Below are 26,156 nucleotides of genomic sequence, written 5' to 3'. Positions count from 1 at the left end.
TGCGTGCCAGGCCATACCGCCCAGCCCGCTACGCCAACCTAATTCTGGCGCCGTTTGCCCACATGCCAAAAACCAGTGCCACGCTGCTGATAATCGATGATGACGAAGTGGTGCGAGCCAGTCTCGCCGCCTACTTGGAAGACAGTGGTTTCAGCGTCTTGCAGGCCAGTAACGGCCAACAAGGTCTTCAGGTATTCGAACAAGAGAAGCCCGACCTGGTCATCTGCGACCTGCGCATGCCGCAGATGGGCGGACTCGAACTCATTCGCCAGGTCACCGAGATTTCCTCGCAGACCCCAGTGATCGTGGTGTCGGGCGCGGGCGTCATGAACGACGCGGTCGAGGCCTTGCGCCTGGGTGCGGCGGATTACCTGATCAAGCCCCTTGAAGACCTCGCGGTGCTCGAGCATTCGGTGCGCCGCGCCTTGGACCGTTCACGCCTGCTTGTGGAAAACCAGCGCTACCGCGAAAAGCTGGAAACCGCCAATCGCGAGCTCGAAGCCAGCCTGAACCTGCTGCAGGAAGACCAGAACGCCGGGCGCCAGGTGCAGATGAACATGCTGCCGGTCAGCCCTTGGACCGTCGACGATTTCCGTTTTGCCCACCAGATCATCCCGTCGTTATACCTGTCGGGCGATTTCGTGGACTATTTCCGCGTCGATGAGCGACGAGTGGCGTTCTACCTGGCGGATGTTTCCGGTCACGGCGCTTCGTCGGCATTCGTGACGGTATTGCTGAAGTTCATGACCACGCGCCTGTTGTTCGAATCCAAGCGCAACGGTACCTTGCCGGAATTCAAGCCTTCGGAAGTCCTCGGGCATATCAACCGAGGCCTGATCAGTTGTAAGCTGGGCAAACACGTCACGATGGTCGGTGGAGTCATCGACGAGGAGACTGGTTTGTTGACGTATAGCATCGGCGGTCACCTGCCGTTGCCTGTGTTGTACACACCTGACAGCGTTCGTTATCTGGAAGGACGTGGTTTGCCGGTAGGTCTGTTCAACGAGGCCACCTATGAGGACCACATTCTGGAGCTGCCACCGACGTTCAGCCTGACGCTGATGTCTGATGGCATTCTGGACCTTTTGTCAGAACCTACACTCAAAGAGAAAGAAGCGGCCTTGCCCGAACGGGTAAGTGCAGCGGGCGGCAGCCTGGAAGGCCTGCGCCAAGTGTTTGGATTAGCCACGCTAGGGGAGATGCCGGATGATATCGCCCTGTTAGTGTTGAGCAGGAACCTTTGATGAGTACCGGTAGAATCCAGTTCGCCGAGCAGGACGGCACCTTTGTCCTGAAGTTTGTCGGTGAAGTGCGCCTGACCTTGTGTTCGGCGCTGGATGCGACAATCGAGAAGATCTTCACCGCGCTGAACTTCAACGCCATCGTGATCGACCTGACCGAAACCCGCAGCATCGACAGCACCACCCTGGGCCTGCTGGCCAAGCTGTCGATCCTGTCGCGGCAAAAGGTCGGCCTTCTGCCGACTGTCGTCACCACCCACAACGACATTACCCGTCTTCTTCAATCGATGGGCTTCGACCAGGTGTTCAACATCGTTGGCGATCCGGTTCCGTGTCCGGAATGCCTGGACGACCTGCCTGATCAGGACCAGTCCGAAGAAGAAGTGCGGATCAAGGTGCTTGAAGCCCACAAGATCCTCATGGGGCTGAACGATTCCAATCGTGAAGCGTTCCATGACCTGGTGAATGCTTTGGAGCGGCCTTGATTCTGGTTTTTTTGTAGGCTGATCCGGCCTCATCGCGAGCAAGCTCGCTCCCACAGGGTTATCGGTTGGGCTCGGTTAAGGGAGCGCTACATATCTGTGGGAGCGAGCTTGCTCGCGATGGCATTTGTCGAGCCGCCACATTTCTAAAGCAACAGAATAAAAAAGGGCGAACCCACCAAGGTTCGCCCTTTTGCATGCCTGCGAGTCAGCTTAAAGCTTGGCTTGCAGCAACGCTTCCAGCTTTTCCTGGTCCCGGGCGAACTGGCGAATGCCTTCAGCCAGTTTCTCGGTCGCCATGGCGTCCTCGTTGGACAACCAGCGGAATTGCGCTTCGTTGAGGCTCAGGCGCGCTTCTCCAGCTTGCCCAGGCGCCAGTTTGCGATCCAGCTTGCCCTCGTCGGCGGCCAGTTTTTCCAGCAACTCAGGGCTGACGGTCAAGCGGTCGCAACCGGCCAACTGCTCGATCTGATTGAGATTGCGGAAGCTGGCGCCCATGACCACGGTCTTGTAGTCATTGGACTTGTAGTAGTTGTAGATGCGCGTGACGGACTGCACACCCGGATCATCGGCGCCGGTGTAGTCGTTGCCGTTGGCCTTCTTGTACCAGTCATAGATACGGCCCACGAACGGCGAGATCAGGAACACCCCGGCGTCGGCACAGGCCGCGGCCTGGGCGAAGGAAAATAGGAGCGTCAGGTTGCACTGGATGCCTTCGCGCTCCAGTTTTTCGGCGGCGCGGATACCTTCCCAGGTCGACGCGATCTTGATCAATACGCGATCCCGGCCAATACCGGCTTTTTCGTACAGGTCGACCAGACGATGCGCACGCTTCAACATGGCTTCGGTGTCGAAGGAAAGGCGCGCATCCACTTCGGTGGAAATTCGCCCTGGAATCACTTTAAGGATTTCTTGCCCCACCGCGACGCCAAAGCGGTCGCTGGCCAGGCCTACGTCGCCCTTGCAGTCCGCCACGCAGGCGTTGAGCAATTCGGCATAACCGTGCATTGCCGAAGCCTTGAGCAGCAGGGAAGGGTTGGTGGTGGCGTCGACGGGCTTGATGCGGGCGATGGCTTCGAAGTCGCCAGTATCGGCCACGACGGTAGTGAACTGCTTGAGTTGTTCCAGCTTGGAAGTCATGAGCGTGCTCTGTCCTATGGGTCCGTTGACATTACCCGAGGGCCGGCAGCCACTCAAGGGCGTGAAGAGGTATCGATGGCCCCAGCGGCAACAACCTGGAAACGGCTGTTTGAATGGCCGGGGCAACTGTCGGTAGATACGATGCCAAAACCGCGCGCAGGTTCAAAGCAAGTGACGGTTAACGCCCTTCAAGCAACTGCCCCGCCTGGTCCAGCAACGCCAACGGATCCTGAGTCTTGTGGATATCCACCGACAACAACTGCCGGAACCGCCGCGCCCCCGGGAATCCAGTGCCCAACCCCAGTACGTGGCGGGTGATGTGGTGCATGGCACCGCCATTGGCCAAGTGATCGGCAATATACGGCCGCAGCTTTGCCAAGGCCTCGGCCCGAGTGATGATGGGTGCAGTGCTGCCAAACAACTGCTGATCCACTTCGGCCAGCAGATACGGGTTGTGATAGGCCTCGCGACCCAACATGACACCGTCAAACGTTTGCAGGTGCTCGTGGCAGGCCTCCAGCGTCTTGATCCCGCCGTTGAGCACGATTTCCAGCTCGGGGAAATCCGCTTTCAACCGCGCTACCACGTCGTAACGCAACGGCGGGATGTCGCGATTCTCTTTCGGCGACAACCCCTCCAGGATCGCAATCCGTGCGTGCACGGTAAAACTGTTGCAGCCAGCGTCACGTACCGTCCCGACGAACTCGCACAACTGCTCGTAGCTGTCGCGACCATTGATCCCGATCCGATGCTTCACCGTCACCGGGATCGACACCGCATCCCGCATCGCCTTCACGCAATCGGCCACCAATTCTGGATGCCCCATCAGGCACGCGCCGATCATGTTGTTCTGCACCCGATCGCTTGGGCAGCCGACGTTGAGATTGACCTCGTCGTAGCCATGTTCCTGGGCCATACGGGCGCAGGCGGCCAAGTCGCCGGGAACGCTACCGCCTAACTGCAGGGCCAATGGGTGTTCGGTTTCGTGGTGGCGCAGGAAGCGTTCGTGGTCGCCGTTGAGCAGGGCGCCGGTGGTGACCATTTCGGTGTAGAGCAGGGCGTGTTTGGAGAGGATGCGCAGGAAGTAGCGGCAGTGCGCGTCAGTCCAATCCATCATCGGGGCCACGCTGAAGCGGCGGGACACGGACTGTTGCGAAGTTTCTTGAAGAGGCATGGGAATCTGGAAGCGAATGCGAAGGGCGCACAGTTTATCAGGTATGGGACGGCAGCGAATGCGGTCGGGCCTGATCGGTGAATGAGGCAGTCCGTTACCTCACTGCGTCATGCCTATGCTGAGAACGGATTGGCTGCTGATTTCCACCAGGCTCAGTGCTCCGTCGGAAAAAGAGCAGCCCGTGTCCACGTAAACAACATTGCCGAGGCGCGTGACGGTGGGGACGGTTGAATGTCCTACATAGAGTTCGTGGATGCCTTTGATTGATGTTGGGTCCTGCTGTTCGATCTTGTCCCGGGCATACAGGGCTTCCGCCAAGGCTTGTTGTTGAACCTGCTTTCCGAGTGCCCCGGTAATTGCGTCTTTCGCACTTTGCCAATCTTTATTCAGCCCGAAAAACGGCGCTTGGGCATGTACGATTCCAATCGTTTTATCAGCCAATAAGTCGATTTCGATAATGAGTGGAAGCTCTCCAAGGGCTTTTAGAAGCTGGTCTTGGATGGCCGGGTTCAATTCATAGAGCCAGGCTCCGCCGTTGCGGATGTGCCTGGGTTTGTCTCCGTGGCCGCAGATGCCGTCGATCACCATTTGTTCATGGTTGCCGCGTACCGCGTGAAACCAGGGTTTTCCAAGCCAATTCAATACATCTTCGGAGTCAGGGCCGCGATCGATGAGGTCGCCTACGGAAAAAATCCGGTCTATTTCCGTATTGAATTCGAGGTTGTCCAAGGCCTTCGCCAAAAGCTTGAAATGCCCATGTACGTCGCCCACGACAAAGTCTCGGCCTTGCTCGTTTGGCGGGAAGGAGGCAATCCGGTACATACAGAGGGTTTCGGCAGGGTGGGCTGGCACGGAATGTATCACTTAAGCGAGGAAGTGCAGATAACTTATGGTCGGGATTGTATCGGCTGTCCAATGCACTTCTTGAAAACCGTTTCCATAGGCTCGAGTACGCAGTTATAGGCCGCGATATTGGCGCTGATCCATTCGTCCTTTTCGATGCCCCACCAACTGATTTCGAACCCGGCGTTCATGATGAGGTGCTCGAACAGGATGCGTTGGGCGCGGCCGTTGCCTTCGCGGAAGGGATGAATGACGTTGATATCGGAGTATGCATCCGCCACGGCCACTATCAGTTTTGCCCGGTCCAATTCTTCGAACCAGTTCGCCGCTGCCATCTTGGCAAAGATTTTGTTGGCTTCCTTTTCCATGTATTCCGGTTGGCAGAAGCGCGTGTCTTGCTTCGCCATGCCGACGGTCCGCAACTGTCCGGCCCATTCGAACAAGTCGGCGAACAATGCGCGATGGATATTCTGGAGGTAAGCCAGATTGTAAGGAGGAGGGGTGAATTCGACGTTGCTTGCCGCAATGGCCGAGAGTTGTTGTTCGGCTTCGCCCAGCGTGGGTTCGTCGCGGATATCGAGTTTGTTGCGCAGGACCGTGGAGCCGGGATAACAGTAGGCGTCCTCGCCGACGCCATATTTGTCCGGCATCAGGCTCGGGTCTTGGTGAAGGTTTTCAAGACATCTTCACGGGAAGGCAGCTTGCGTTCGCCGTCCTCGAAAGACACTTTGAAACCTTCCAGGCGCAGGCTGGCCGCGTAGTTGGACCTGCGCGTCCTGGCCGCGTAGGCCTTTTTTGTTTCAAGGCTGACAGTGCCCATGGGGTTGGACCTCGAATCGCGTGAATGACCGGATTATAGCCCATCGTGGTGCCGATGAATCCACCAGTCGCTATCTGCTCGTTGGCTGGATTGACCAGCGGAGCTTGCATCGCGGTCAATCTCCAAATACTGTTCATGCATACAGCATTTGAGAATCTTCCATGGAGCTTATCGCCAAGCTCGGCATTCTTGCCGACGCCGCCAAATATGACGCGTCCTGTGCCAGCAGTGGTGCTCCCAAGCGCAGTTCGCGTGGTCGGGACGGGCTTGGGGCCACGGATGGCATGGGGATCTGCCATAGCTACACGCCGGATGGGCGTTGTGTATCGCTGCTCAAGGTGTTGTTGACCAATTTCTGCTTGTACGACTGCCAGTACTGCGTCAATCGTCGCTCGAGCAACGTGCCGAGGGCGCGTTTCACACCCGAAGAAGTGGTCCGGCTGACCCTGGATTTCTACCGCCGTAACTGCATCAGCGGTCTGTTCCTGAGCTCCGGCATCATTCGCTCGGCCGATTACACCATGGAGCAATTGGTTCGGGTGGCGCGGTTGTTGCGCGAGGAGCATCATTTTCGGGGCTACATCCATCTCAAGACCATTCCTGACGCCGATCCGCTATTGATCGAAGAGGCCGGGCGGCTGGCGGATCGCCTGAGTGTGAATATCGAGTTGTCCTCCGAGGTGAGCCTCAAGCGCCTGGCGCCGGAAAAGCAACTGACGACGATTCGTCAGGCCATGGGCACCATCCACGACGGTCAACAGGCAGTGGCCGGCGAACCACGGGCGCCTCGCTTTGCCCCGGCCGGGCAGAGCACCCAGGTGATCGTCGGGGCCGATGCCACTGACGACCATGCCATCCTCAGCAATGCCGAGTCGCTCTATCAAGGCTATGGATTACGGCGGGTCTATTACTCCGCCTTCAGCCCGATCCCCGAGAGCCCTGCCAGCGTGCCACTCGCCGCGCCGCCGTTGCTGCGCGAGCATCGGTTGTATCAGGCCGATTTCCTCATGCGTGGCTACGGCTACAAAGCGGGCGAACTGTTGAGCCCATCCGGCAACCTGGACCTGGACATCGACCCCAAGCTGGCCTGGGCATTGGCTAATCGCGAGGTGTTTCCACTCGACCTCAACCGCGCCGAGCCGGCCCTGCTCGCGCGCATTCCCGGCATCGGCCTGCGCAGCGTCCAGCGCTTGGTGACACTGCGCAGGGAAAGGCGGATTCGCTACGACGATCTGGTGCAGTTGCGTTGCGTGTTGGAAAAGGCCCGGCCTTTCATTGTGACCAGCGATTACCGACCCGCTGATGGGCAGGTGCGCAGCGGCTTGCTCCGAGCGCGTTTGCGCGATCCGCAGCGGCCCGTGCAAATGGGGCTGTGGGCATGATTGCCCTGGATTGCGATGACGATTTCACCACCTGGCGTAATCAAGCCAGAACCCTGCTGGGCCATGGAATCGACCCCAGCGACGTGACATGGGCCCAAGGCCCCATGGCCGACCTGCTGGCTGTGCCAGCGCCACTGACGCAAGGCCCGGGACCGTTTCAGACGCGAATCCCGGCCGGGCTGTTGGGGCAGCTGGAACAGGCCAGTCGTTACCAGGGTGAACAACGCTGGAACCTGTTGTACGAGGTGCTCTGGCGCGTTGCCCATGGCGATCGCACCGCGATGCTCGCCGGTGATCGATTGGGCAGCGAACTGCAACGGCGCATCAAGCAGGTCAGTCGTGAAGCCCATCACCTTCACGCGTTCGTGCGCTTCATCCCCTTGCCGCCTGCGGTTGCTGAACAACTGCAACTGGATCTGGTGGCCTTCCACCAGCCGGCCCACGACATCCTCGAAAGCGCGAGCGGCCATTTTGCCGAGCGATTGGGCCGGCAACGCTGGCTGATCGCAACGCCCCGCGACGGTATTCGTTTCGATGGGCAGTCGCTGGACTACCAACGCCGTTGCCCCGAGCAATGGCAACAGTGGGCTCGCCACGCCGAAGATCCCGGCGCGGAATTGTGGCGCACCTATTATCGGCACATCTTCAACCCGGCGAGGCTCAACCCTACAGCGTTGCGCCAGCACATGCCGGGGCGATTCTGGAAGCACTTGCCGGAAGGGGATTTGATTCCTCAACTGGTGGGGCAGGCGCGGCAGGGGAAGCAGAGGGATGGGCAGGCGTTGGAGGTGGGGGAGAAGGTAGGGAAGCGGATAATTGTGGGCAGCCAGGTAGAGGCACTGGATTGAAACAGTGCCTCTAAATGGATCCCGATTTCTCACGTCATACCGATGCCTTGGCTTTGCCGGGCTTAGGTGCATCCATCATCTTATGCAGTTCTTCAGTCATGGCTGCTAACCGTTTCTCCAAGTCTTTCACATCAGATCGGGTAATACCGTTTGCGTAGGGTTTGACTGTTCGCGCCCGTTTTTGGGTTGCTGGTGCCAGATTGTGGGCGGTTTCAGACACAAGAGCCTGACGCAGCAGATTGTTGATAACGGTTTGATACCCGATGCCGGCGCTTTCGGCGCGCTCGCGAGCAGCTTCGATCACGTCATCGTCAAGCATGATGGTGATGCGGGTCTTGCCTTTGCTGCTTGCAACGGGACCGCGCTTGGCGGTGCTGAAATCGTACTCTTCTTTCACAGGTCACCTGCCAGATACTGACGCAGTTCATTTTTGGACGCTACGCGCGCGCTTATGACGCGCACGAAATCCGGCTCTCGGTAGGTATATGCGACGACGAGGACACGACCAGTGGCGTCTTGGCCGATGATAATCCAGCGCTTTTCGTCATGGTCGTTGTCCTCCAGTTCAAGAGCCACCTCGTCGTAAAATACGGCCTCGGCGTCCGCTAGGCTTACCTTGTGTTTCTTTTTGTTCGCAACGTTTTTTACCGGATCATACTGAACTCTGAATGTTTTCATTATGCATATTCTATATGTATAAAAAAGACCCGGTGTCAGCTCCTTTCATTTGGCTAACCAAGGCGATGGCCTCAACCATACGACGAAGCCGTTTTTCTCGCCTTGCGATTTGGAGGTGCATTCGTTTCAGGATTGGTCTTTGAGTTTATCCGTATCGCTGCTCGATCCACAGGAGCACATACCCATCGGAAATTTCCCTCAAATCGCGTCGCTCCCGGCCGACTATCTGCCAATCGCTCAGCACGTTAGATTCGCTCCGTCGCTGCAAACTCAGCGGCAGGGAGTGGAAGCCCTTTTCAAACTAGGACACCTAACTCTGCAGGAGAAACACCCATGTCCCGCTACATGCCCATCACCGGTATAGAAAACAACTTCCACGCCCTTCTGATCGACACGGAAGCACCTCTGGACGTGCTGCACGACACAGCCGCCTACCGAATCGCCGCAGTCACCCAGTTATTGGAGAACCTCGCGATGCGTTCCGAAATCAGCACCGACGCCGTCGTCCTGCACGACTTCGCCCAGGTAATGGCAATCCCCCTGCGCGACGGTTGTGATTTGCTGGATGTGATCGGGCGACGCTTACAGGCGCAACTTCTCGCGTCTTGACGCAGTCGGCGGCCTTGCCAGGGTCCCTTCGATGTTGAATAAAACGACGGACCCGTGGCGAGGTAGCTTGCTCCCGCTGGGCCGGGCTGGCGCTCCAGCGCGAAGCGGCCCCCCAAAAACTAGCGAATTCGAAATGTCGGATACACAGCCCCCGCCGGTTCACGACTGCTGTGCAGCCGAGCGGGAGCAAGCTCCCTCGCCACGGGGTTGCGTTCTCGCCAGCGCCGGCGTCGGCCTATGTGCTCAAGCGCGGCTTGCCTCGCAGCGTTGCCGAACTCAACGAGCATCGGTTACTCCCCTATGGATCGGCTGACCGATGGAGGCTCGCCAGTGCCAACGGGAAATCAATAACCCTGGACTGTCACGGCACGTTTCATACAGACACCGTCACTGCCTTGCACGCCGATGCCTTGGCAGGCGGCGGCATTGCCGCATTTTCCCTGGCGACGGTGCAGCATTACCAAGCGGTGTCAGGCGGGTGAGCGCAACGACGCGCCCTCCAGCGTTTTCCAGAGCTTGCGCATGGTTGGATTGCGATTGGCATTCGTGCAATACGATCGAATCTCCAATCTTGTGCTCCATTGTTCATCGCCGGCCTTGACCAGCAGCCCACGCGCCAGCTCATCGGCCACTGCGCTTTGTGGCAGCCAGGCCACGCCATAGCCCTCAACCGCCATGCGCATCAGCAGCATGGCCATGTCGGCCTCATAGCAGCGTTCCAGCGCAGTCGGTGTCGGGCCGTTCTTGATGACGATGTCGGCGACGCGACCCAGGAACGTGGTGGCCGTGTAGGCGAGGTAGGGCACCGCCTTGCCGCTGCGGCCTGACAACGGAAACAGCGCTTCGCCGTTACGGTTTGGTGCGCAGCATGGAATGAATGCGTCATGGCCGAGCGTCAGGCTGCTGAAACGCTCGGCGTCCAGCTGGATGGGTGCGAGGGGGTGGTGATAAACCATCATCAGGTCGCAACTGCCTTCTTCCAAGGCAATCACCGCGTCGTGGATATTGGCGGCAACCACCCGGGCGTTGAACTGTTCGTTGTGTTGCTGGAATTGCGCGAGCCACTTGGGCAGGAAGGTCATCGACAGGCTGTGGCCCGCGGTGATCTGGATCGAGCGTCCTGGCATCCGCTCCACGTCACGCAAGGTCGAACGCAACCTCAATAACCCGGCGAGCGCCTCTCTGCTCTCATCGCAAAAAGTGATCCCCGCCGCAGTCAACTGGACCGGGTACGTGCCGCGATCCACCAACTTGACGCCCACCCATTCTTCAAGCGAGCGAATACGGCGCGATAACGCCGATTGCGTCACGCAGCGGACTTCCGCCGCCCGAGAGAAATTTTTCCATTCGGCGATCGCCAGGAGGTCGTCCAGCCATTTGAGTTGCATCTCGCAATCCCTCGTTGTGATGGTAATGCGCTTCAAAAGAGGCGATGGACCCGTGGCGAGGGAGCTTGCTCCCGCTGGGTCGCGAAGCGGCCCCAGAAACTGCCGAGTGCAGGCCGCATCCGCCGGCTTGCGACTGCTTCGCAGTCGAGCGGGAGCAAGCTCCCTCGCCACGGGTTTGTTAACGACCACAAGTAAGCAGCATTCAGTTCGACGCAGACATTCTAGAGCCCAATCCCCCGGATTATGGTGCCAAAGAGCGAACTATTCCGAAAACGCATGGGTTCGGCCGGATTACTCATCATCCCGTCCGATCCTTTTCTTAGAATTGTCTCCTAGCGCTGATTTCGCACCTTCAAGCGAATCAGCGTGACCCTGCCAAGTAATAAAAATCCAAGAACTACTTGAGGACAGCACCGTGAAAAAGAACAAGCTCCCGCGTCGAATTGCCATGGGCATCGCCCTGGGCGTGCTGGTGGGTTGGGCGTGTCACCATTTCGCAGGGAGCGAGCAAAGCGCCAAGGAAATCGCCGCTTACTTCTCGATGGTCACCGATATTTTTCTGCGCATGATCAAGATGATCATCGCGCCGTTGGTGTTTGCGACGTTGGTCGGTGGCATCGCCAGCATGGGCAATTCCCGCTCCGTGGGAAGGATTGGCACCCGGGCGATGGCGTGGTTCGTGACGGCTTCGATTGTGTCGTTGTTGATTGGCATGGGGTTGGTCAACCTGTTCCAACCTGGCGCCGGATTGAATCTGGACGTCGCCCAGCATGCGTCCGCAGCCGTGCCCGTCAACACCGGGGATTTCAGTCTCAAGGCGTTTATAGGTCACGTCTTTCCTCGAAGCATTGCCGAGGCAATGGCCAATAACGAGATCCTGCAAATCGTGGTGTTCTCGCTGTTCTTCGGCTTCGCACTGGCAGGCGTCAAACGCGCCGGTCATACGCGCATCACCGATTCCATCGAAGAATTGGCGAAGGTGATGTTCAAGATCACCGACTACGTGATGGCCTTCGCGCCGATTGGTGTGTTCGCCGCCATCGCTTCGGCCATCACCACCCAGGGCCTGGGCTTGCTGGTGGATTACGGCAAGCTCATCGCCGAGTTCTACTTGGGCATCCTGATCCTCTGGACATTGCTGTTCGGTGCCGGATACGTGTTCCTCGGGCGTTCGGTTTTTCACTTGGGCAAGCTGATCCGCGAGCCGATCCTCTTGGCCTTTTCCACTGCCAGCAGCGAATCCGCCTACCCAAAAACCATCGAGGCGCTGGAGAAGTTCGGCGCGCCCAAACGCGTCTCCAGCTTCGTGCTACCCCTGGGGTACTCGTTCAACCTGGACGGCTCGATGATGTATCAGGCGTTCGCCATCCTGTTCATTGCCCAGGCCTACAACATTGACCTGAGTTTCACTCAGCAGATGCTGATTCTTCTGACGCTGATGATCACCAGCAAGGGCATGGCCGGCGTGGCCCGCGCATCGGTCGTGGTGGTTGCGGCGACGTTGCCGATGTTCAATCTTCCAGAAGCGGGGCTGTTGCTGATTATCGGTATCGACCAATTCCTGGACATGGCGCGCACGGCGACCAATGTGGTGGGTAACAGCATCGCAACGGCCGTTGTGGCCAAGGCCGAGCCACACGAAGAGCCCGTCGAGGAAGACGGCGGACAGCCAGCCGTTCGGTCTCGCGCCGAAGCGGCTCCCGGAACGGCTCCTGACGCGGTCCCGGTTGTTTGAGGAGAAACGATATGAAGGCCAAAGGCAAGTCGATCCGCAACGCATCTGTCATCCGCAAGTTGGGCATTGTCGGTGGCCTGGGGTCGCTGGCTGGCGGTGACCTGTTCTACAAGCTGGTCAAGTCCAGGGCCGTGATCGAAGACCAGGGCCGCTATCATTTCCTGTTCGAACAGCATCCGTTCAAGGACGTGCTGCTGCCCTTGGACGCAGGCGCGAGCATGACGTCGCGTAAGTTCTATGTCTTCCAGGTGTGCAAGGCCTTCGAGGCGAGCGGCCTGGATGCGGTGATGCTTCCATGCTTCGCCAGCCAGACCTTTCGCGTAGAAATCGAGGCTGAATTGGGCATTGCCGTACTCGACATGATGGCGGCTCTGAGTCGGCACGTGCGCCGTAGCGTCCCTGTCGGGGCGACGTTGGGTGTGATCGCTTCCGACTTCGTTCGCCATTGCGGTCTGTTCGAAGAGCACTTTGGCAAGGACTATCAGGTTCTCTACCCCGACGCCGAAGCGCAGGCGAGTGTGATGGACGCGATGTACGGCCTCGACGGTATCAAGGACGGCCACTTCGATGGCGCGCCGTTCGAGGCGGTCTGCCAGGCCTGCCTTTCCCTGCAAGCCCGGGGTGCAACGGTGATCGTGCCTGGCATGACCGAACTTTCGCTGATCTGTCGACCTTTGCAGGATCGTGGGCTGGCTGTCCTGGACATCAACCAGATCTATGCGGACTTCGCGACGACGGACCAGCCATCGTCCAATCGTCCGGCATTCAAGCTCGGTATCGTCGGCGGTGTCGGGCCTGCCGCCACGGTGGACTTCATGGCCAAGCTCGTCGCCAATACGCCTGCCGGCAAGGACCAGGACCATATCAAGCTGGTGGTCGAGCAGAACCCGCAGATCCCCGACCGCACGGCTAACCTGCTGCACGATGAGACGGACCCGACGATGGCGCTGTACGCCGCCTGCAAACGCCTCGAAAGTGCGGGCGCCGATGCCATCGCCATTCCCTGCAACACGGCCCACGCATTTGTCGAGCGCATCCAGGCGCACTTGACGGTGCCAATCGTGAATATGCTGACCGAGACGGTTGAGTGGATCGTGAACGCGTACGGCTCCGGCAAGGCAGTCGGTCTGTTGGCGACGTCCGGCACCGTGCAAAGCCAGGTCTATCACCAGGCGGCCAGCCGCGCCGGGCTGCAAATCGTTACGCCCGGTGTCGACTATCAGGCCATGGTGATGGACGCCATCTATGGGCCGCGCGGCATCAAGGCCGGTTTCACCGAGGGGCTTTGCCGGGAGCAGCTATTGCTAGCGGCTGAGCATCTATGTGAACTGGGGGCGCAGGTGTTGATTCTTGGCTGTACGGAGTTGCCGTTGGTGCTGAAGCATTGCGAGGCGTTCGATATCAACGGGCATCGGGCGGCACTTGTCGATCCCACCCTGATCCTGGCGCGCAAGTGCATTGCGCTGGCGGGCCGGGTTGAGGCCCCCTCGCCACCCTGGAGCAGGGCACCTCGAATCAGTCAGTTTTCATGACATTCGCCGGCCTGCGCGCCGCCGCAATGTCCCGCTTCGGCGACGCACCGAACAGTCGGCTGTATTCGCGGCTGAACTGCGAGGGGCTTTCATAGCCCACCTGATAGGCGGCGCTCGCCACGTCCAGATGCTCGTTGAGCATTAGGCGCTTGGCTTCGTTCAACCGCAGCCATTTCTGGTATTGCAGTGGGCTCATCGCGGTGAGCTGGCGGAAATGATGGTGGAAGGTCGGGGCGCTCATCTGCACGCGCGCCGCGAGGTCGTCCACGCGAACGGGCCCGGTGTAGTTGAGTTTCAGCCAATCGATGGCCTTGGCGATCCGGTAGCCCTGGCTGTCGACGGAGGCAATCTGCCTCAGCCGTGCGGCCTGGTCGCTCATCAACAGTCGATAGTGGATCTCGCGCTGGATCAGGGGGGCCAGCACGGGGATCGCTTCGGGTTCATCCAGCAACGCCAGCAGACGCACGAACGGCGCCAGGAAATCCGCTGACGCCGTGCCGATACTCGCGCCAATCCCGACGGGGCGCTCGACACCGGGCGCCACGCCACCCTGAGCGACCAGATCGGCCACCATGCGCAAGTCGAGCCGCATGACCAAGCCCAGGCACGGCTGCTCCGGGCTGGCCGCCAGCACTTCGGAGTTTGCGGGCATATCCAGCGACGTCATCAGGAAACGTGTGGTGTCGTACCCGTACGCCTGGCCGCCAATCCACACCTGCTTCATCCCTTGGGCGACGAGGACGATGCTTGGCTCGATCATGCAGATCATGGGCGGGGCAGGGGCGTCGCGACGGAAAAAGCACAGGCCCGCAATTGACGTTTCAAAGTCACCCGCGCCAGCCGTCCGGGTGCCGATGAGGTTTGCGAGCCGGTCTTGTGGCGATCTGCCTTGGGTGGTCATGTCGACTCTGTCTGGGTTGATAGCTATGGGCAGAACATTAACCCGCCAAGCGAAGCGTTGCCTATGCGTAACCGGCGCGTTCACAGGATCGGGCAAGAACTCCAGCGAAATGTTCTACCGACCGTCGATACCAATTCGTGAAAAATACCCGTCGGATTCAGTTCATGGCGTCATCGTCGCCGTCGCGAGCAAGCTCGCTCCCACGAGGGCTTCCGAGCGCTCCAGAAATTTCAGGATTGTTATGACCCCTATCTCATCGCTAGAACCACAGGGCAAGCCTGCGTGGGGCGCGGTGCTTGCCATGTCGCTGGCTGCCTTCGCCCTTGTTGCGTCCGAATTCATGCCGGTCAGCCTGCTGACGCCGGTGGCGGCGGACCTCCGGATCAGTGAAGGGCAGGCCGGCCAGGGCATCGCCGTCTCGGGTGCCTTTGCCCTGGTGACCAGTCTGCTCATCGCACCGATTGCGGCCCGGGTCGAGCGCAAGTGGCTGCTCTCGGCACTGACGCTGTTGATGATCCTGTCCGGGACCGTGGCGGCAGTGGCGCCCAGTTATCTGATTTTCATGGTCGGTCGCGCGCTGATCGGTGTTGCGATTGGCGGCTTTTGGTCGCTGTCGGCGGCCACGGCCATGCGGCTGGTGCCGGAAGATAAAGTCCCTCGCGCCTTGGCCATCGTCAACGGTGGCAATGCCCTCGCGACAGTGATCGCTGCGCCGCTGGGCAGCTTTCTGGGAGCGATCATCGGCTGGCGTGGCGCGTTTTTCTGCATCGTGCCGGTCGCCGCACTCGCCCTGGCGTGGCTGCTGTTGAGCCTGCCCTCGATGCCCAACCAGACGAAGCGGGGCGGTGGGAATCCTTTCAAGCTCATGACCCGGGCGCCGGTGGCGTTGGGCATGCTGGCGGTCAGCACGTTCTTCATGGGCCAGTTCATGTTGTTCACTTATCTGCGGCCCTTCCTGGAAACCGTGACGCAGGTGGGCGTCTCGCTGCTCTCTCTGATGTTGTTGGCGATTGGTCTGGCGGGTTTGCTGGGCACCTTCCTGATCGGCGCGTTCTTGAAGAAAGGCCTGTATCGCACGCTCATTGTCATCCCGCTGTTGATGGCCGCGATTGCCCTCGCGTTGGTGGGGTTCGGCAGTTCTGCGTCGGTCACGACCGTCCTGCTCGGCCTCTGGGGCCTGGTGGCCACGGCGGCCCCCGTGGGTTGGTGGACTTGGCTGGCCAGAACGTTGCCGGACGATGCCGAGGCCGGGGGCGGTTTGATGGTTGCGATCGTCCAGCTCGCCATCGCCTCGGGGGCCACGGTGGGCGGCGTTCTGTTTGACTTGAGCGGTTATCGCGCGACCTTTGAGACCAGCGCGGCCGTATTGGTTGTTGCCGCTGTGTTGACGATCCTGGCTGCTCGCGCGGCGGCTCGACAATCCTCGCGAGCATCGCGCGCCAGGACATACAGCATAGTGGGTTGAGAAGAACCGTTGGGCGCCTGCGGTTGGTGGCACATTGATATCTTGGTAAGCTTCAGGCTGGTTACCTACCGAGTTGGTTAGTTGTGTCTACTGAAAGAATCCAGCCCTTGGAGCAGGCCCTCCTGGCAGTCATCGCCGCTGCGGGAAAGATGGGCATCAGTTGCGATGAGTTATGCGCGCATGCGGTCGGCGGGCTCGTGTCGGAGCAATACTGGACTTGGGCGGACGCCCAGCATGCTGAGCATGCCGCCGATGAGATCGACAATGCCTTGGCAATCCTCGTTGGCAGGCAAGCAGGGGCGCCGAGCAAAAGCGTGCCTGATGCGACATTCGAATCGGCCGCAAACTAAGAGCGGGCGACTCGTTGAGTCGCCCGTTTTCTTTTTATAGACCCAAGCCTTCCTCGATGATCGAGAGGAAATCATCTTCATCCAACGTGACGGGTTCAGGCCGTGGCTGTCTGGTTGGCTGCAGATGCCAGCGCGACTCGCCATGTTCGCCCACCGTCCGCAGGATGCAGCGCTCCATCCCTTTCATGTGGATTTCGATGCAGCCTTCGGCGCCGGGGGAGAAACGAGCGATCGGATCAAACGAGATGCGACGGTGATTACCTTCGATGACCAATTGATCAATTGCGTAGTGATACGTCGATCCGCTGGAATGACGCTCGAAGACATGGGTGGGGTTACGCCGGAGAACCAGGCCCGCCTCACAGACCGGCGCCAGCCAGGTTTCAAGCTGGCGATACAGCTCATACACCTGGCCAGGCCAATGTTCGATCGCCAGGTCGGCGCAATTGTCAGTATCAGCCGGAGTGCGTTGGGCCTGCCTCAGCTTTGCCGCGAGTTCGTCTGCCTTGCTCATGTCGATTCCCTGTCGTGGTGATGGGTTGAGCTTAGCTGAAGGGGCGGGGTGGTCAGTTGCGCTGGGTCATGTAGGGTTTCCTTCCTGGCTTGCAGCGGCAGACCTGAAGCATTCCTCCCCGAGTGGAGGACGATTCCCTTATGGGGCTTTATCCAAAACTCGTTGCAGCGCTGAGGAGTTATACGGCTAGCGCGTTGATCACATGTTTTGGATCGTTGTGGATTGCCCGTAACAGTGCTTTAGCGGGACCGGTTGGCTCGCGCCGCCCTTGCTCCCAATTGCGAAGCGTACCCAACTGAACATCAATCAACGCCGCAAACTTGGCTTGGGTCAGTCCAGTGGCTTTTCGGATCTCCTTTACTTGCAACGCGTCGACGACAAACTCCCGGGATGGTTGACGCTCTCCCCGGACAATCTCATCCATTTGCTGCACGCTTTCCATCAGCTCATCAAAAAACTTGCTCATGGTTATCTCCAGTTCTCGACGATCGCTTTTAATGCCTTGCGTTGATCGTCGGTCAAGTCTTGCTGTTCGTTTTTTGGATAGATCATCAATAAGGCTATCTGAGAGGCCGAGGCGAGATGGTAGTAGATGACTCGGGCTCCACCGCGTTTTCCGTGGCCTTTGGCTGCCACACGAATTTTTCGAATACCGCCGGTACCTTCAATTACATTGCCGGTACAGGGATCGCGAACCAAAGTCTTCTGCAAAGCGGCAAGATCATTGTCATCTATCAGCTCCCTGACCCGGCGGGTGAAGATCGGTGTCTCAATAAAAATCATAGCTAATGTACGCCATTGGCTTACCGGCAGACAATGCTATCGGACGTGACGTCCTGCTTCACCTCGTGACTTGTAACGTGATCCTCCAACGCTTGTCCGGCGGATTAATGCTGGGCCCGAAGTGACGGAGCCATTTGTCCGGAGTTCGCGTCATTTCCTCTGGTTAACTGCTCAGGCATCTCCGGCAACGAAGCCACATGCACGGCGCGGGACGGCATGGCGAAGCGCACGCCGATCCTGGCGAATTCATCCATCATCCCCAGGTTGATAGCTTGCTGGATGTCCATGTAGACGTTGTAGCTGGGGTCCAGGACGATGTAGACCGTTTCGAATTCCAGCGTGCTTTCGCCGAAACTGCGAAAGTGCGCGCGGTCGAAGCGGGTTTTTTCCTGGGCCTTGATGATGTTTTCGACGATGACAGGCACTTGGCGAAGCTGTTCGGTCGAGCATTCCTGGGGCAAGGCGAATTCGAAGACGATGCGGCGTTCCTGCAGCCGTTTGTAGTTCTGGATGGTGGTGCTGATCATGCCGGCGTTGGCCATGACGATCTGCTCGCCGCCCAGGCTGCGGATGCGGGTGGTCTTCAGGCCGACATGTTCGACGGTACCGGCCAGTGAGCCGACCACGATGAAGTCGCCCACTTCGAACGGTTTGTCCACGGCAATCGACAGCGAGGCGAACAGGTCGCCAAGGATGTTCTGTACAGCGAGCGCAACGGCGATGCCGCCGACGCCGAGGCTGGCGATGAAGGCGGTGATGTTCACGCCGAGGTTGGAAAGCATGGCCAGCAGCACCACCGCCCACAGGAATACTTTCGCGCCCCAGAGGCTCAACGTTGCCAGGGCACTTTTCTGATGGATATCGGTGTGGCTGTGCCGGGCAAAATAATGCATCAGCGCCAGGGCGATCGCCCGGTTCGCCCACAACCCCACCTGCAAGGCCGCGACCACGAACCAGAGGCTGCTGACCCGTCCGAGCCAGCGTTCCGGTAGGTCCAGCACGCCGATGCCTATGAGAATCGAGGCCAGCAACAACAAGGTATTGCTGGTGCTGGACAGCACCTCGACGGCGATATGGCTGATGTAGGCGTCGGGCTTCTGAGCCCGGGCGCGCACGTTTTTCAACAGGAAACCGATACCGGCCCTGGCGACGATGAAACTCAGCGTCATCACGCTGAGGGCCAGTAACCAGTTGGCGATGGTAATGCCGAGTAGTTGGGTGTCGGTGAAAATCTTGAAGGAGCTTGAATCCATTGGCGGGTCACCTGTGCCATTGCTGTTCAGGTTGTGCCCCGACCGATTCGGTGCGAAGGCACGGGCCGGGCCATGAACTTTGTTAGTTCATGTGCGGTGGGTGCCGTTCAGATTTATTGCCGGACCGATTGCGAGCCTTTGAGTAAGCAGCGTAGCTTTACCCAAACACTAAGAGGGCCCTCGTCTTGCTCATGACAGCATTGAAAAAAGAACAGCTGGAGCCTTTGCGGGAGGCTCTTGTCCGGGCTCGTCTTCCGGTAAATGACCTGGACTATCCGGGTCGCTGTTTTTTCATGTTTAGCCTGCAAGGCATCGACATGGCATTCGGTGGAATCGAGGGGGAGGGCGCCGATCGGTTGCTGCGCTCTCTGGTTGTCCTGGATGGCCATCGCGGACGAGGCATTGGCGCGACAGTGCTGGCGACGCTTGAGGCGTTTGCAAAACGCGAGGGGGTGGTGCGGCTTCACTTGCTGACGGACACCGCCACAGCCTTTTTTGTGAGGCAGGGATATCGGTTACGAGACCGCTCCCTGGCGCCTGCTTCAATCAGTGCTACGGCTCAATTCCGGACCCTGTGTCCAGCCACGGCGGCTTATCTGAGCAAGCGCCTTGCCTGATGCATCAGGTTTACCGCCAACCCGGCCAGGTCGCCAGGTATCGGGCCTCGGTTGCGTGCGGGAGTTCAGAACTCGAAGGCCGCTTGCGTTAGGGGTGTTACATATTTCAGATGGCCCCCGAGACGGTTTGCTTGTAAAAAATCCTCCGTTGAATGCTGAGATCAAATTGAAATGATCACGGGCCGGACTCTGATTCCAGCCAGTAGCACATCTACCCAAGGAGGGGTTATGAAACAACGTTTTCCTATCATCATGCTGTTCATCCTGTCGCTGGGCTTCATCAGCACAGGCAACGCCCGCGAGCCGCGCGACGCCGGAGTCGAGCCGGTTGCAGGGGTATTCGACTATTACGTACTGTCGCTGTCCTGGTCACCTACCTTCTGCCTTACCCATCAGAACGACTCGCAATGCTCCGGCAAAGGCTACGGTTTTGTCCTGCACGGTCTCTGGCCGCAATATGCCAGGGGTGGCTGGCCACAATCGTGTTCGACCGAGATGCCCTTGACCGCTGCCGAGCGCGAGAAAGGCTTGACGCTATTTCCTACCCGCAAACTGCTGGAACATGAGTGGTCCAAGCACGGCACCTGCAGCGGCCTCGGTGCCATGGGTTACCTAGACGCTTCCGACCGGGCGCTTGGAGCAGTGAAGATTCCGACGCCATTGCAACCTTTCACTTCCTCTCATTATTTTGAAGCCGATGAAATCATCCGGCTGTTTCGCCAAAGCAATCCTGGTATCGAGGCCGATGGTGTCGCCGTGATTTGCCGTGGTCCGCAGTTATCGGAAGTGCGGGTGTGCATGGACAAGGACTTGGCATTTACCGCCTGTGGCAAAGGCGTCAAGACTCAATGCAGGGCGGGCGAAATCCGAGTCCCCCCGGTTCGCTGAGCGCATTTTCCGACACAGAGGCGGTATGTCCCGCCAAAGGCATGTTGCTTTTGAAGGGCATATCGGCCAGAAAATACCGGGCTTTTTGGATCCACCCGGCCATCCATCGACTTCCTCCTAAAGGCAAATTGCCGCCCCCCAAGCGGTACGCTAAGCTCCCGATTATTGGGGGCTTTTGAGCGATTCGCTCATGTTTTGCCCTCCTCAGGATTTCGCTTGCCTATCCCCATCCCTGATCTGAACCATGCGCCCGACGGTGCCATGAAACGCCTGCCGTTGCTCAAGGCTGCGGTGACATTCATCGCCGCCGTGTGCCTGTGTCTTTGTGCTTTGCTCTATTTGCAATTGGAGCAGTCACGTCGTCATGACCTGGATTCTGCACGTATCGCCTCGGCCAACCTCACCAGAGCCATGGCCCAACAGGCCCAGGACACGTTCCTGCAGGCTGACCTGGTGCTGGCCAGCCTGGCGGACTGGATCCAGAACGACGGGTTCGGCCCGTCGACGCGGCCACGTCTGCAGCAGACTTTCGCCCGGCGCGTGCAATCACTGGAACAGTTGCATGGCCTGTTTCTGTTCGATAAGAACGGCCAGTGGGTCATTACGTCCTTTGCTAGCCTGCACAGGGGCGCAGGGGTCGCGGATCGTGATTATTTCAAGTTTCACCAGCAGAATGCCTCGCTGATCGCCCATGTCGGCCCGGCGATCCGAAGTCGACAAAACGGTGATTGGATCATCCCGGTTTCCCGCCGATTGAATGACGCCAAAGGCAATTTCCAAGGCGTGTTGCTGGCTGGGATCAAGATGTCGTACTTCGATCAATTCTTTAAGAGTTTCAATCTCGACGCCAAAGGCGAAATGGCCTTGGCGCTGTCCGACGGGACGCTGTTGGCGCGCCGGCCGTTCGACGAAGGCCTGATCGGCCAACCGCTAGCCGAGGAGCACATCTATAAGCATGAGCCGTCGAACGCCGGAACCGGCGATGCGATCATTCGCAGCGTCCCCGATGGCGTTGTCAGGCTCTACGCGCACCAGCACTTGCAGGCTTATCCGCTGGTGGTGACCGCCGCGATGTCCGAAGAGGCGATCCTGGCGGGTTGGTACGGCACAGCTTTTCAATCCAGCCTCATCGTTGCCTTGGTGGTGTTGGGTATCTGTTTGTTCGGCTGGGTATTCGTGCGTCAGGTGCGCAACAGCGAGCGGATCGAGGCCGACCTGCGCAAGGCCCAGGAGGCGTTGGAACTGATCGCCACCCACGACAGCCTGACCGGGCTGGCGAACCGGCGGTTGTTCGAGCGGGCGCTGGACATCGAGTTTGGCCGAGGCGCCCGCCAGCGCAGCCCTTTGAGCCTGATCATGCTAGATATCGATTTTTTCAAGCGCTACAACGACACCTACGGGCACGTTGCCGGCGACCACTGCCTGGCGGAGGTGGCAAGGGCGCTCAAGAGTTGCTGTCACCGCAAGGCGGACTTGGCGGTGCGGTTTGGCGGTGAAGAATTCGCCGTCTTGCTGCCCGATACCAGCCTGCAAGGGGCCATCGCCCTGGCCGAGCAGATCCGTCGCAGCGTCATCGACAAAAACATCATTCACGCGGGTTCTCCGACCGGCTATCTGACGGTGAGCCTGGGCTGCCATGCCTTCGTACCCAGCAGCCTGGATAGCATCGAGGTCTTCATCCAACGAGCTGACGCGGCGCTTTATCAAGCCAAGCACGGGGGGCGCAACCGCGTCGCGGCGCTGTCAATGGAAGATGGGCTCTGCGCGTTGGAGCGCTCTGATCGTTGAGATTGCTTGGAATCATCGGTCGCGGATAGCGGTCCATTGCTCAACACTTCTACACATGGCACGTAGGCCTTTTCGGCAAATCCTGTGAGTCCGTCGATTGGCGCGGGTTGGCTGCTAAGGTTAAAAAACCAAGGGCCAATTGCGGTTCGTGCTGTGAAGCTTGCACGGCGAAGCCAGCGCCGAAAAGGACAGGAGCAGGTCGATGGATACCACTGCCGATACCCCTTCTGACGTCACCCGACATGCGCCGATTACCCTGCGCCTGGTCGTAGGTCTCGGCCTGTTGTTTGTCGTCGGTGTCCTGGTGGCCATCGTCGTGCTGTTCAACATCGCGCAGAAGCTGGACGCGGAGGACGTCCGCAAGACGCATTTCTACATCGAGCGCGCCCTCGATAATCGAATCACGGCGTCGAAAAACTACATCACCAGTTACGCCTTCTGGACCACCGCGTATGAGCACCTCAACGGCGAGGTCGATGTGCAGTGGGCCTATGCCGAACAGAACATGGGCAAGACCCTGTTCACCAACGATGAGTACGACGGTGTGTTCGTGATTGATCGCGAACGCACCAAATATACGGTGGTACGCGGACAGAATATCGAGGCTGAGGCGACGGCGTATCTCGACACGTCATTGGCGGATCTGGTGGATCAGCTCCAGGCACAGGCCGACCTGACGATGCCGTCGATCCGCTACACGCTGTTCGACGGCTGGCCGGCCATTGTCACTGCATCGGTGATCACGCCCAACGACGAACGCCCCCAGGTCGATCGCCGAAACACTTCGGTGTTGCTGTTTGTCGATCAGTTAACGCCGGTCAAGCTGCGCAAATTGGGCAGGGATTATGGTCTCACCGACTTGAACCTGGTGAAGGATACAGCGTTGGCTTTCGGCCAGCCCGCCGTGCCGTTGGACAGCACTGGTTACAGCCTGGTGTCTCGGCTGGAGCGGCCCGGACAGCAACTGCTCTGGTCCCTGTTACCGCCATTGGGCGGGGCGTTGCTGATCCTGGCGTTGCTCACCGCATATTTTTTTCGATATGCCATGCGTACGGCTCGCCAGGTGGACACCGGGTATGACAGCCTCGCAAAGTCGAAACAGGCCCTCGAGGCCAGCGAAGAGCGCTTTCGCGCCGTGGCCGAAGCCGCATCCGACTGGATCTGGGAAATCGACAGCCATCGACACATCACCTACCTGTCGGGGCGCTTCAGCACGGTCACCGGTTTTTCCGACCAGCAATGGCTGGGGCAGGATATCGAACAGCTCTTGTACTGCGACACCACGCCGATTGCGTTGTGGCTAAGCAAACTGGACGAAGAACAGCACGCCAGCAATTTGCGTTGTTCCTACCGCGACCACTCCGGCCAATTGCGATTCTGTCGAGTGTCGGCGCGGCCCATCCATGACAAGACCGTCATTACCGGGTATCGCGGCACCGCCAGTGATATCACCGACGAGGTGGCGGCCCATGCCCAGGTCCAGCACCTGTCTATGCACGATGCCCTGACCGGCCTGCCGAACCGCAACAAGTTGGCGCGTCATCTGGATGATGCCCTGGCGGCCAAGGAACATTCCGCGCCGCTGGCGCTGCTGATGGTGGACCTGGACAACTTCAAGCCGATCAACGATTCGCTCGGCCATCCAGCCGGTGATGCGGTCCTGCTGGAGGTGGCCCAGCGGCTTCGCGACTGCACCCGCGAGCACGACCTGGTGGCGCGCCTGGGCGGTGATGAATTTGTCGTCGTGCTCAGTGGGATGGAAAACACCACCGAAATTGACCGGTTCTGCGCGCGGCTGATCGAAAGCCTGCAGCAGCCGATCCACTACGAGGCCCACTCGCTGCACATCGGTGCCAGCATCGGCATCGCTGTCAGCCGCCGCCAAGGCTACGTGCCGGGCGAGTTGATCCGCTGCGCCGACATCGCGCTCTACCAGGCCAAATCCGAGGGCAAGAAGACCTGGTGCTATTTTGCCTCGCACATGAACGATCAGATCCAGCATCGTCGCCAATTGGAAAGCGACCTGCGCCAGGCGGTGAAAAAAAACGAATTCGTCCTGCATTTCCAACCGCGCTACACCGTCGATGGACGGGAGATCGTTGCCGTCGAAGCGCTGGTCCGCTGGCAGCATCCAACCCAAGGCCTGTTGGGCCCCGATGCCTTTATTCCACTGGCCGAGCAAACCGAGCTGATCGTTCCGCTGTCACGCTGGGTGTTGCGTGAAGCCTGCGAAACCGCGCTGACCTGGCCGGGCGCGCTGATGGTTTCGGTCAATCTGTCGCCGGCGCAATTCGAACGCAGCGACGTGGTGGAGGATGTGCGCCAGGTCTTGATCGAAACCCATTTCCCGGCGAGTCGGCTGGAGTTGGAAATCACCGAGAACGTCATGCTCAACGATGTGGACGGCGCGCTGCAGGTGATGAATGCGCTCAAGGAACTGGGCGTGCGCTTGAACATGGATGATTTCGGTACCGGGTATTCATCTCTCGGTTATTTACGCACTTATCCGTTCGATGGCATCAAGATCGACAAGCGCTTCATCGCCTCGATGAGCAACAGCAGCAATGACCGCGCCGTGGTCCAGGCGATCATCAATTTGGGCAAGGCGATGGGCTTGACCGTGACCGCGGAAGGCGTGGAAACGCTGGCCCAACTGGGTTCGTTGGGCACCGATCAATGTCACGAAGTGCAAGGCTATTTCCTCAGCCGGCCCATCGACAAGCAGGCGTTTGCGAACCTGCTCGAGAGCGGTCGATCGCTGCCGCGAACCGGTTCCTGAGGATTGCTTGCAACCTGTGCAGCTTGTCGCCGGTCACAGATAGTGTCTTCGCATATCGAGTTCATGGCCCATGAAAAACCTGCGGATCGCGACCTTCAACATCAACGGCATCCGGGCCCGGCTACCTAATCTGCTGGAGTGGCTGGAGCGGGAGAAACCAGACGTCGTCTGTTTGCAGGAGCTCAAGGCGGCAGACAAGGACTTTCCGGCGGCGGAGTTGGAGTCCGTGGGGTATGGGTCGATCTGGCACGGCCAGGCTTCGTGGAATGGCGTCGCCATCCTGGCCCGCGATGCGCAACCGCTGGAAAGCCGACGCGGTCTGCCGGGTGGCGACGATGACAGCCACAGTCGTTATCTTGAAGCAGCGGTGCATGGCGTCCTGGTGGGGTGTCTTTACCTGCCCAACGGCAATCCACAGCCTGGCCCGAAGTTCGAATACAAACTGGCCTGGTTCGAGCGGCTGATCGATTATGCGCGGGGGCTGCAGGCGAGTGACCATCCGGTGGTGCTGGCTGGCGATTACAACGTAGTGCCCACTGACATGGACATCTACAACCCGCGGTCATGGCTCAAGGATGCGCTGCTGCAGCCAGAAAGCCGTGAATGCTATCAGCGGTTGCTGGATCAAGGCTGGACAGACGCGTTGCGCCATCTCTATCCCGAGGAGCGGATCTACACCTTCTGGGATTATTTCCGTCAGCACTGGCAGAAGAATTCCGGGCTGCGCATCGACCATTTACTGCTCAACCCACTGGCCAGTGCCTACCTGAGCGAGGCGGGCGTGGACGCCTGGGTGAGGAACCAGCCACATCCCAGCGATCACGCCCCGACCTGGATCCGGTTGTCTTCGCGCAAACGGCGCTGAACAGCGCAGTACCCTGTAGATTGTCCGTGGACGGGAAATGCCTTATACCTGCCCGATCGCAGTGCGCTTATTGAAAGCCCT

The 26,156-nt window shown here is 59.2% G+C and carries 27 protein-coding genes; 14 read left to right on the top strand and 13 right to left on the bottom strand.

Translation table 11 applies throughout. From position 1 onward, the window contains the following. Window positions 1-62 precede the first annotated feature (62 nt). Together rssB and rssC are read left to right on the top strand one after the other, a co-directional pair. Window positions 63-1,244 (top strand): two-component system response regulator RssB, encoded by a 1,182-nt coding sequence (gene rssB, locus FHK92_RS03765; RefSeq protein WP_030139975.1) that lies wholly within the window; start codon window positions 63-65, stop codon window positions 1,242-1,244. After that, window positions 1,244-1,726: an anti-sigma factor antagonist RssC gene (gene rssC, locus FHK92_RS03760; protein ID WP_181286889.1), complete on the top strand. Its 483-nt coding sequence runs from the start codon at window positions 1,244-1,246 to the stop codon at window positions 1,724-1,726. Before rssB ends, rssC begins: the two co-directional genes overlap by 1 nt. Window positions 1,727-1,936: 210 nt before the next feature. Here rssC and tal read toward each other — a convergent pair whose 3' ends face one another. From tal to FHK92_RS03735, 5 genes are all read right to left on the bottom strand, one after another. After that, window positions 1,937-2,863: a transaldolase gene (gene tal, locus FHK92_RS03755; RefSeq protein WP_181286888.1), complete on the bottom strand. Its 927-nt coding sequence runs from the start codon at window positions 2,861-2,863 to the stop codon at window positions 1,937-1,939. 178 nt (window positions 2,864-3,041) lie between these two features. Then, on the bottom strand, window positions 3,042-4,037 hold the full coding sequence (gene dusA, locus FHK92_RS03750; protein ID WP_181286887.1) for a tRNA dihydrouridine(20/20a) synthase DusA: 996 nt from the start codon (window positions 4,035-4,037) through the stop codon (window positions 3,042-3,044). A 99-nt stretch (window positions 4,038-4,136) separates the two neighbouring features. Continuing rightward, window positions 4,137-4,859, bottom strand: a complete 723-nt coding sequence (locus FHK92_RS03745; protein WP_181286886.1) for a metallophosphoesterase — start codon at window positions 4,857-4,859, stop codon at window positions 4,137-4,139. 65 nt (window positions 4,860-4,924) lie between these two features. Beyond that, entirely contained in the window at window positions 4,925-5,530 is a 606-nt protein-coding gene (locus FHK92_RS03740; RefSeq protein ID WP_181286885.1) for a putative adenosine monophosphate-protein transferase Fic, read from the bottom strand. Beyond that, on the bottom strand, window positions 5,530-5,700 hold the full coding sequence (locus FHK92_RS03735; RefSeq protein ID WP_085987050.1) for a YhfG family protein: 171 nt from the start codon (window positions 5,698-5,700) through the stop codon (window positions 5,530-5,532). Before FHK92_RS03735 ends, FHK92_RS03740 begins: the two co-directional genes overlap by 1 nt. A 161-nt stretch (window positions 5,701-5,861) precedes the next feature. Between FHK92_RS03735 and FHK92_RS03730 the strand changes: the two genes are divergently transcribed. Further along, window positions 5,862-7,082, top strand: coding sequence for a putative DNA modification/repair radical SAM protein (locus FHK92_RS03730; protein ID WP_181286884.1), 1,221 nt, complete (start codon window positions 5,862-5,864; stop codon window positions 7,080-7,082). Continuing rightward, on the top strand, window positions 7,073-7,930 hold the full coding sequence (locus tag FHK92_RS03725) for a TIGR03915 family putative DNA repair protein (protein WP_181286883.1): 858 nt from the start codon (window positions 7,073-7,075) through the stop codon (window positions 7,928-7,930). Before FHK92_RS03730 ends, FHK92_RS03725 begins: the two co-directional genes overlap by 10 nt. A 34-nt stretch (window positions 7,931-7,964) precedes the next feature. On the opposite strand, the gene FHK92_RS03720 is transcribed toward FHK92_RS03725, so the two are convergent. Both FHK92_RS03720 and FHK92_RS03715 read right to left on the bottom strand, forming a co-directional pair. After that, window positions 7,965-8,327: a BrnA antitoxin family protein gene (locus FHK92_RS03720; RefSeq protein WP_181286882.1), complete on the bottom strand. Its 363-nt coding sequence runs from the start codon at window positions 8,325-8,327 to the stop codon at window positions 7,965-7,967. After that, window positions 8,324-8,608: a BrnT family toxin gene (locus FHK92_RS03715; protein ID WP_181286881.1), complete on the bottom strand. Its 285-nt coding sequence runs from the start codon at window positions 8,606-8,608 to the stop codon at window positions 8,324-8,326. The genes FHK92_RS03720 and FHK92_RS03715 overlap by 4 nt, the downstream gene beginning before the upstream one ends. Window positions 8,609-8,941: 333 nt before the next feature. On the opposite strand from FHK92_RS03715, the gene FHK92_RS03710 reads away from it, so the two are divergent. Continuing rightward, complete coding sequence (locus tag FHK92_RS03710) at window positions 8,942-9,217, top strand: hypothetical protein (protein ID WP_181286880.1); 276 nt, start codon at window positions 8,942-8,944, stop codon at window positions 9,215-9,217. 470 nt (window positions 9,218-9,687) lie between these two features. On the opposite strand, the gene FHK92_RS03705 is transcribed toward FHK92_RS03710, so the two are convergent. Beyond that, window positions 9,688-10,605, bottom strand: coding sequence for a LysR substrate-binding domain-containing protein (locus tag FHK92_RS03705; RefSeq protein WP_181286879.1), 918 nt, complete (start codon window positions 10,603-10,605; stop codon window positions 9,688-9,690). A 415-nt stretch (window positions 10,606-11,020) separates the two neighbouring features. Here FHK92_RS03705 and FHK92_RS03700 point away from each other — a divergent pair, with 415 nt between their 5' ends. Then, on the top strand, window positions 11,021-12,340 hold the full coding sequence (locus FHK92_RS03700; RefSeq protein ID WP_181286878.1) for a dicarboxylate/amino acid:cation symporter: 1,320 nt from the start codon (window positions 11,021-11,023) through the stop codon (window positions 12,338-12,340). An 11-nt stretch (window positions 12,341-12,351) separates the two neighbouring features. Continuing rightward, window positions 12,352-13,872, top strand: coding sequence for an amino acid racemase (locus FHK92_RS03695; RefSeq protein WP_181286877.1), 1,521 nt, complete (start codon window positions 12,352-12,354; stop codon window positions 13,870-13,872). Here the strand turns inward: FHK92_RS03695 and FHK92_RS03690 are convergent. Next, the gene (locus tag FHK92_RS03690) at window positions 13,856-14,773 is read right to left on the bottom strand and encodes an AraC family transcriptional regulator (protein WP_181286876.1); all 918 of its coding nucleotides are present in this window, start codon (window positions 14,771-14,773) and stop codon (window positions 13,856-13,858) included. The genes FHK92_RS03695 and FHK92_RS03690 overlap by 17 nt on opposite strands. Before the next feature lie 241 nt (window positions 14,774-15,014). Here FHK92_RS03690 and FHK92_RS03685 point away from each other — a divergent pair, with 241 nt between their 5' ends. Continuing rightward, complete coding sequence (locus FHK92_RS03685) at window positions 15,015-16,238, top strand: MFS transporter (RefSeq protein WP_181286875.1); 1,224 nt, start codon at window positions 15,015-15,017, stop codon at window positions 16,236-16,238. Between the two features lie 107 nt (window positions 16,239-16,345). Then, window positions 16,346-16,588 carry a hypothetical protein gene (locus FHK92_RS03680; RefSeq protein ID WP_181286874.1) on the top strand — a complete coding sequence of 81 codons (243 nt, stop codon included), beginning with the start codon at window positions 16,346-16,348 and terminating at the stop codon, window positions 16,586-16,588. 34 nt (window positions 16,589-16,622) lie between these two features. Here FHK92_RS03680 and FHK92_RS03675 read toward each other — a convergent pair whose 3' ends face one another. The 4 genes from FHK92_RS03675 to FHK92_RS03660 form a co-directional block, all read right to left on the bottom strand. Continuing rightward, window positions 16,623-17,102: a hypothetical protein gene (locus tag FHK92_RS03675; RefSeq protein WP_181286873.1), complete on the bottom strand. Its 480-nt coding sequence runs from the start codon at window positions 17,100-17,102 to the stop codon at window positions 16,623-16,625. A 178-nt stretch (window positions 17,103-17,280) separates the two neighbouring features. Continuing rightward, window positions 17,281-17,568 (bottom strand): NadS family protein, encoded by a 288-nt coding sequence (gene nadS, locus FHK92_RS03670; RefSeq protein ID WP_181286872.1) that lies wholly within the window; start codon window positions 17,566-17,568, stop codon window positions 17,281-17,283. 2 nt (window positions 17,569-17,570) lie between these two features. Next, window positions 17,571-17,885 (bottom strand): type II toxin-antitoxin system RelE/ParE family toxin, encoded by a 315-nt coding sequence (locus tag FHK92_RS03665; protein ID WP_181286871.1) that lies wholly within the window; start codon window positions 17,883-17,885, stop codon window positions 17,571-17,573. Between the two features lie 104 nt (window positions 17,886-17,989). Continuing rightward, a complete protein-coding gene (locus FHK92_RS03660; RefSeq protein ID WP_181286870.1) occupies window positions 17,990-19,138 on the bottom strand; it encodes a mechanosensitive ion channel family protein in 1,149 nt (382 codons plus the stop codon). A 191-nt stretch (window positions 19,139-19,329) separates the two neighbouring features. Between FHK92_RS03660 and arsN2 the strand changes: the two genes are divergently transcribed. The 5 genes from arsN2 (at window position 19,330) to xth (ending at window position 26,075) form a co-directional block, all read left to right on the top strand. Beyond that, window positions 19,330-19,755 (top strand): arsenic resistance N-acetyltransferase ArsN2, encoded by a 426-nt coding sequence (arsN2, locus tag FHK92_RS03655; protein WP_181286869.1) that lies wholly within the window; start codon window positions 19,330-19,332, stop codon window positions 19,753-19,755. A 228-nt stretch (window positions 19,756-19,983) separates the two neighbouring features. Then, window positions 19,984-20,643 carry a ribonuclease T2 family protein gene (locus FHK92_RS03650; protein ID WP_181286868.1) on the top strand — a complete coding sequence of 220 codons (660 nt, stop codon included), beginning with the start codon at window positions 19,984-19,986 and terminating at the stop codon, window positions 20,641-20,643. Window positions 20,644-20,859: 216 nt separating this feature from the next. Beyond that, window positions 20,860-22,431, top strand: coding sequence for a sensor domain-containing diguanylate cyclase (locus FHK92_RS03645; protein ID WP_181286867.1), 1,572 nt, complete (start codon window positions 20,860-20,862; stop codon window positions 22,429-22,431). 202 nt (window positions 22,432-22,633) lie between these two features. Then, window positions 22,634-25,210, top strand: coding sequence for a bifunctional diguanylate cyclase/phosphodiesterase (locus FHK92_RS03640; protein WP_181286866.1), 2,577 nt, complete (start codon window positions 22,634-22,636; stop codon window positions 25,208-25,210). Window positions 25,211-25,280: 70 nt separating this feature from the next. Next, window positions 25,281-26,075 (top strand): exodeoxyribonuclease III, encoded by a 795-nt coding sequence (xth, locus tag FHK92_RS03635; protein WP_181286865.1) that lies wholly within the window; start codon window positions 25,281-25,283, stop codon window positions 26,073-26,075. The last annotated feature ends 81 nt before the right edge of the window (window positions 26,076-26,156 follow it).

Origin of the sequence: Pseudomonas brassicacearum subsp. neoaurantiaca, assembly GCF_013608025.1 — a bacterium.
Taxonomy (GTDB): Bacteria; Pseudomonadota; Gammaproteobacteria; order Pseudomonadales; family Pseudomonadaceae; genus Aquipseudomonas.
The sequence above is the reverse complement of the archived record's forward strand: the minus strand, read 5'-3'. Positions and strand labels throughout refer to the sequence as shown.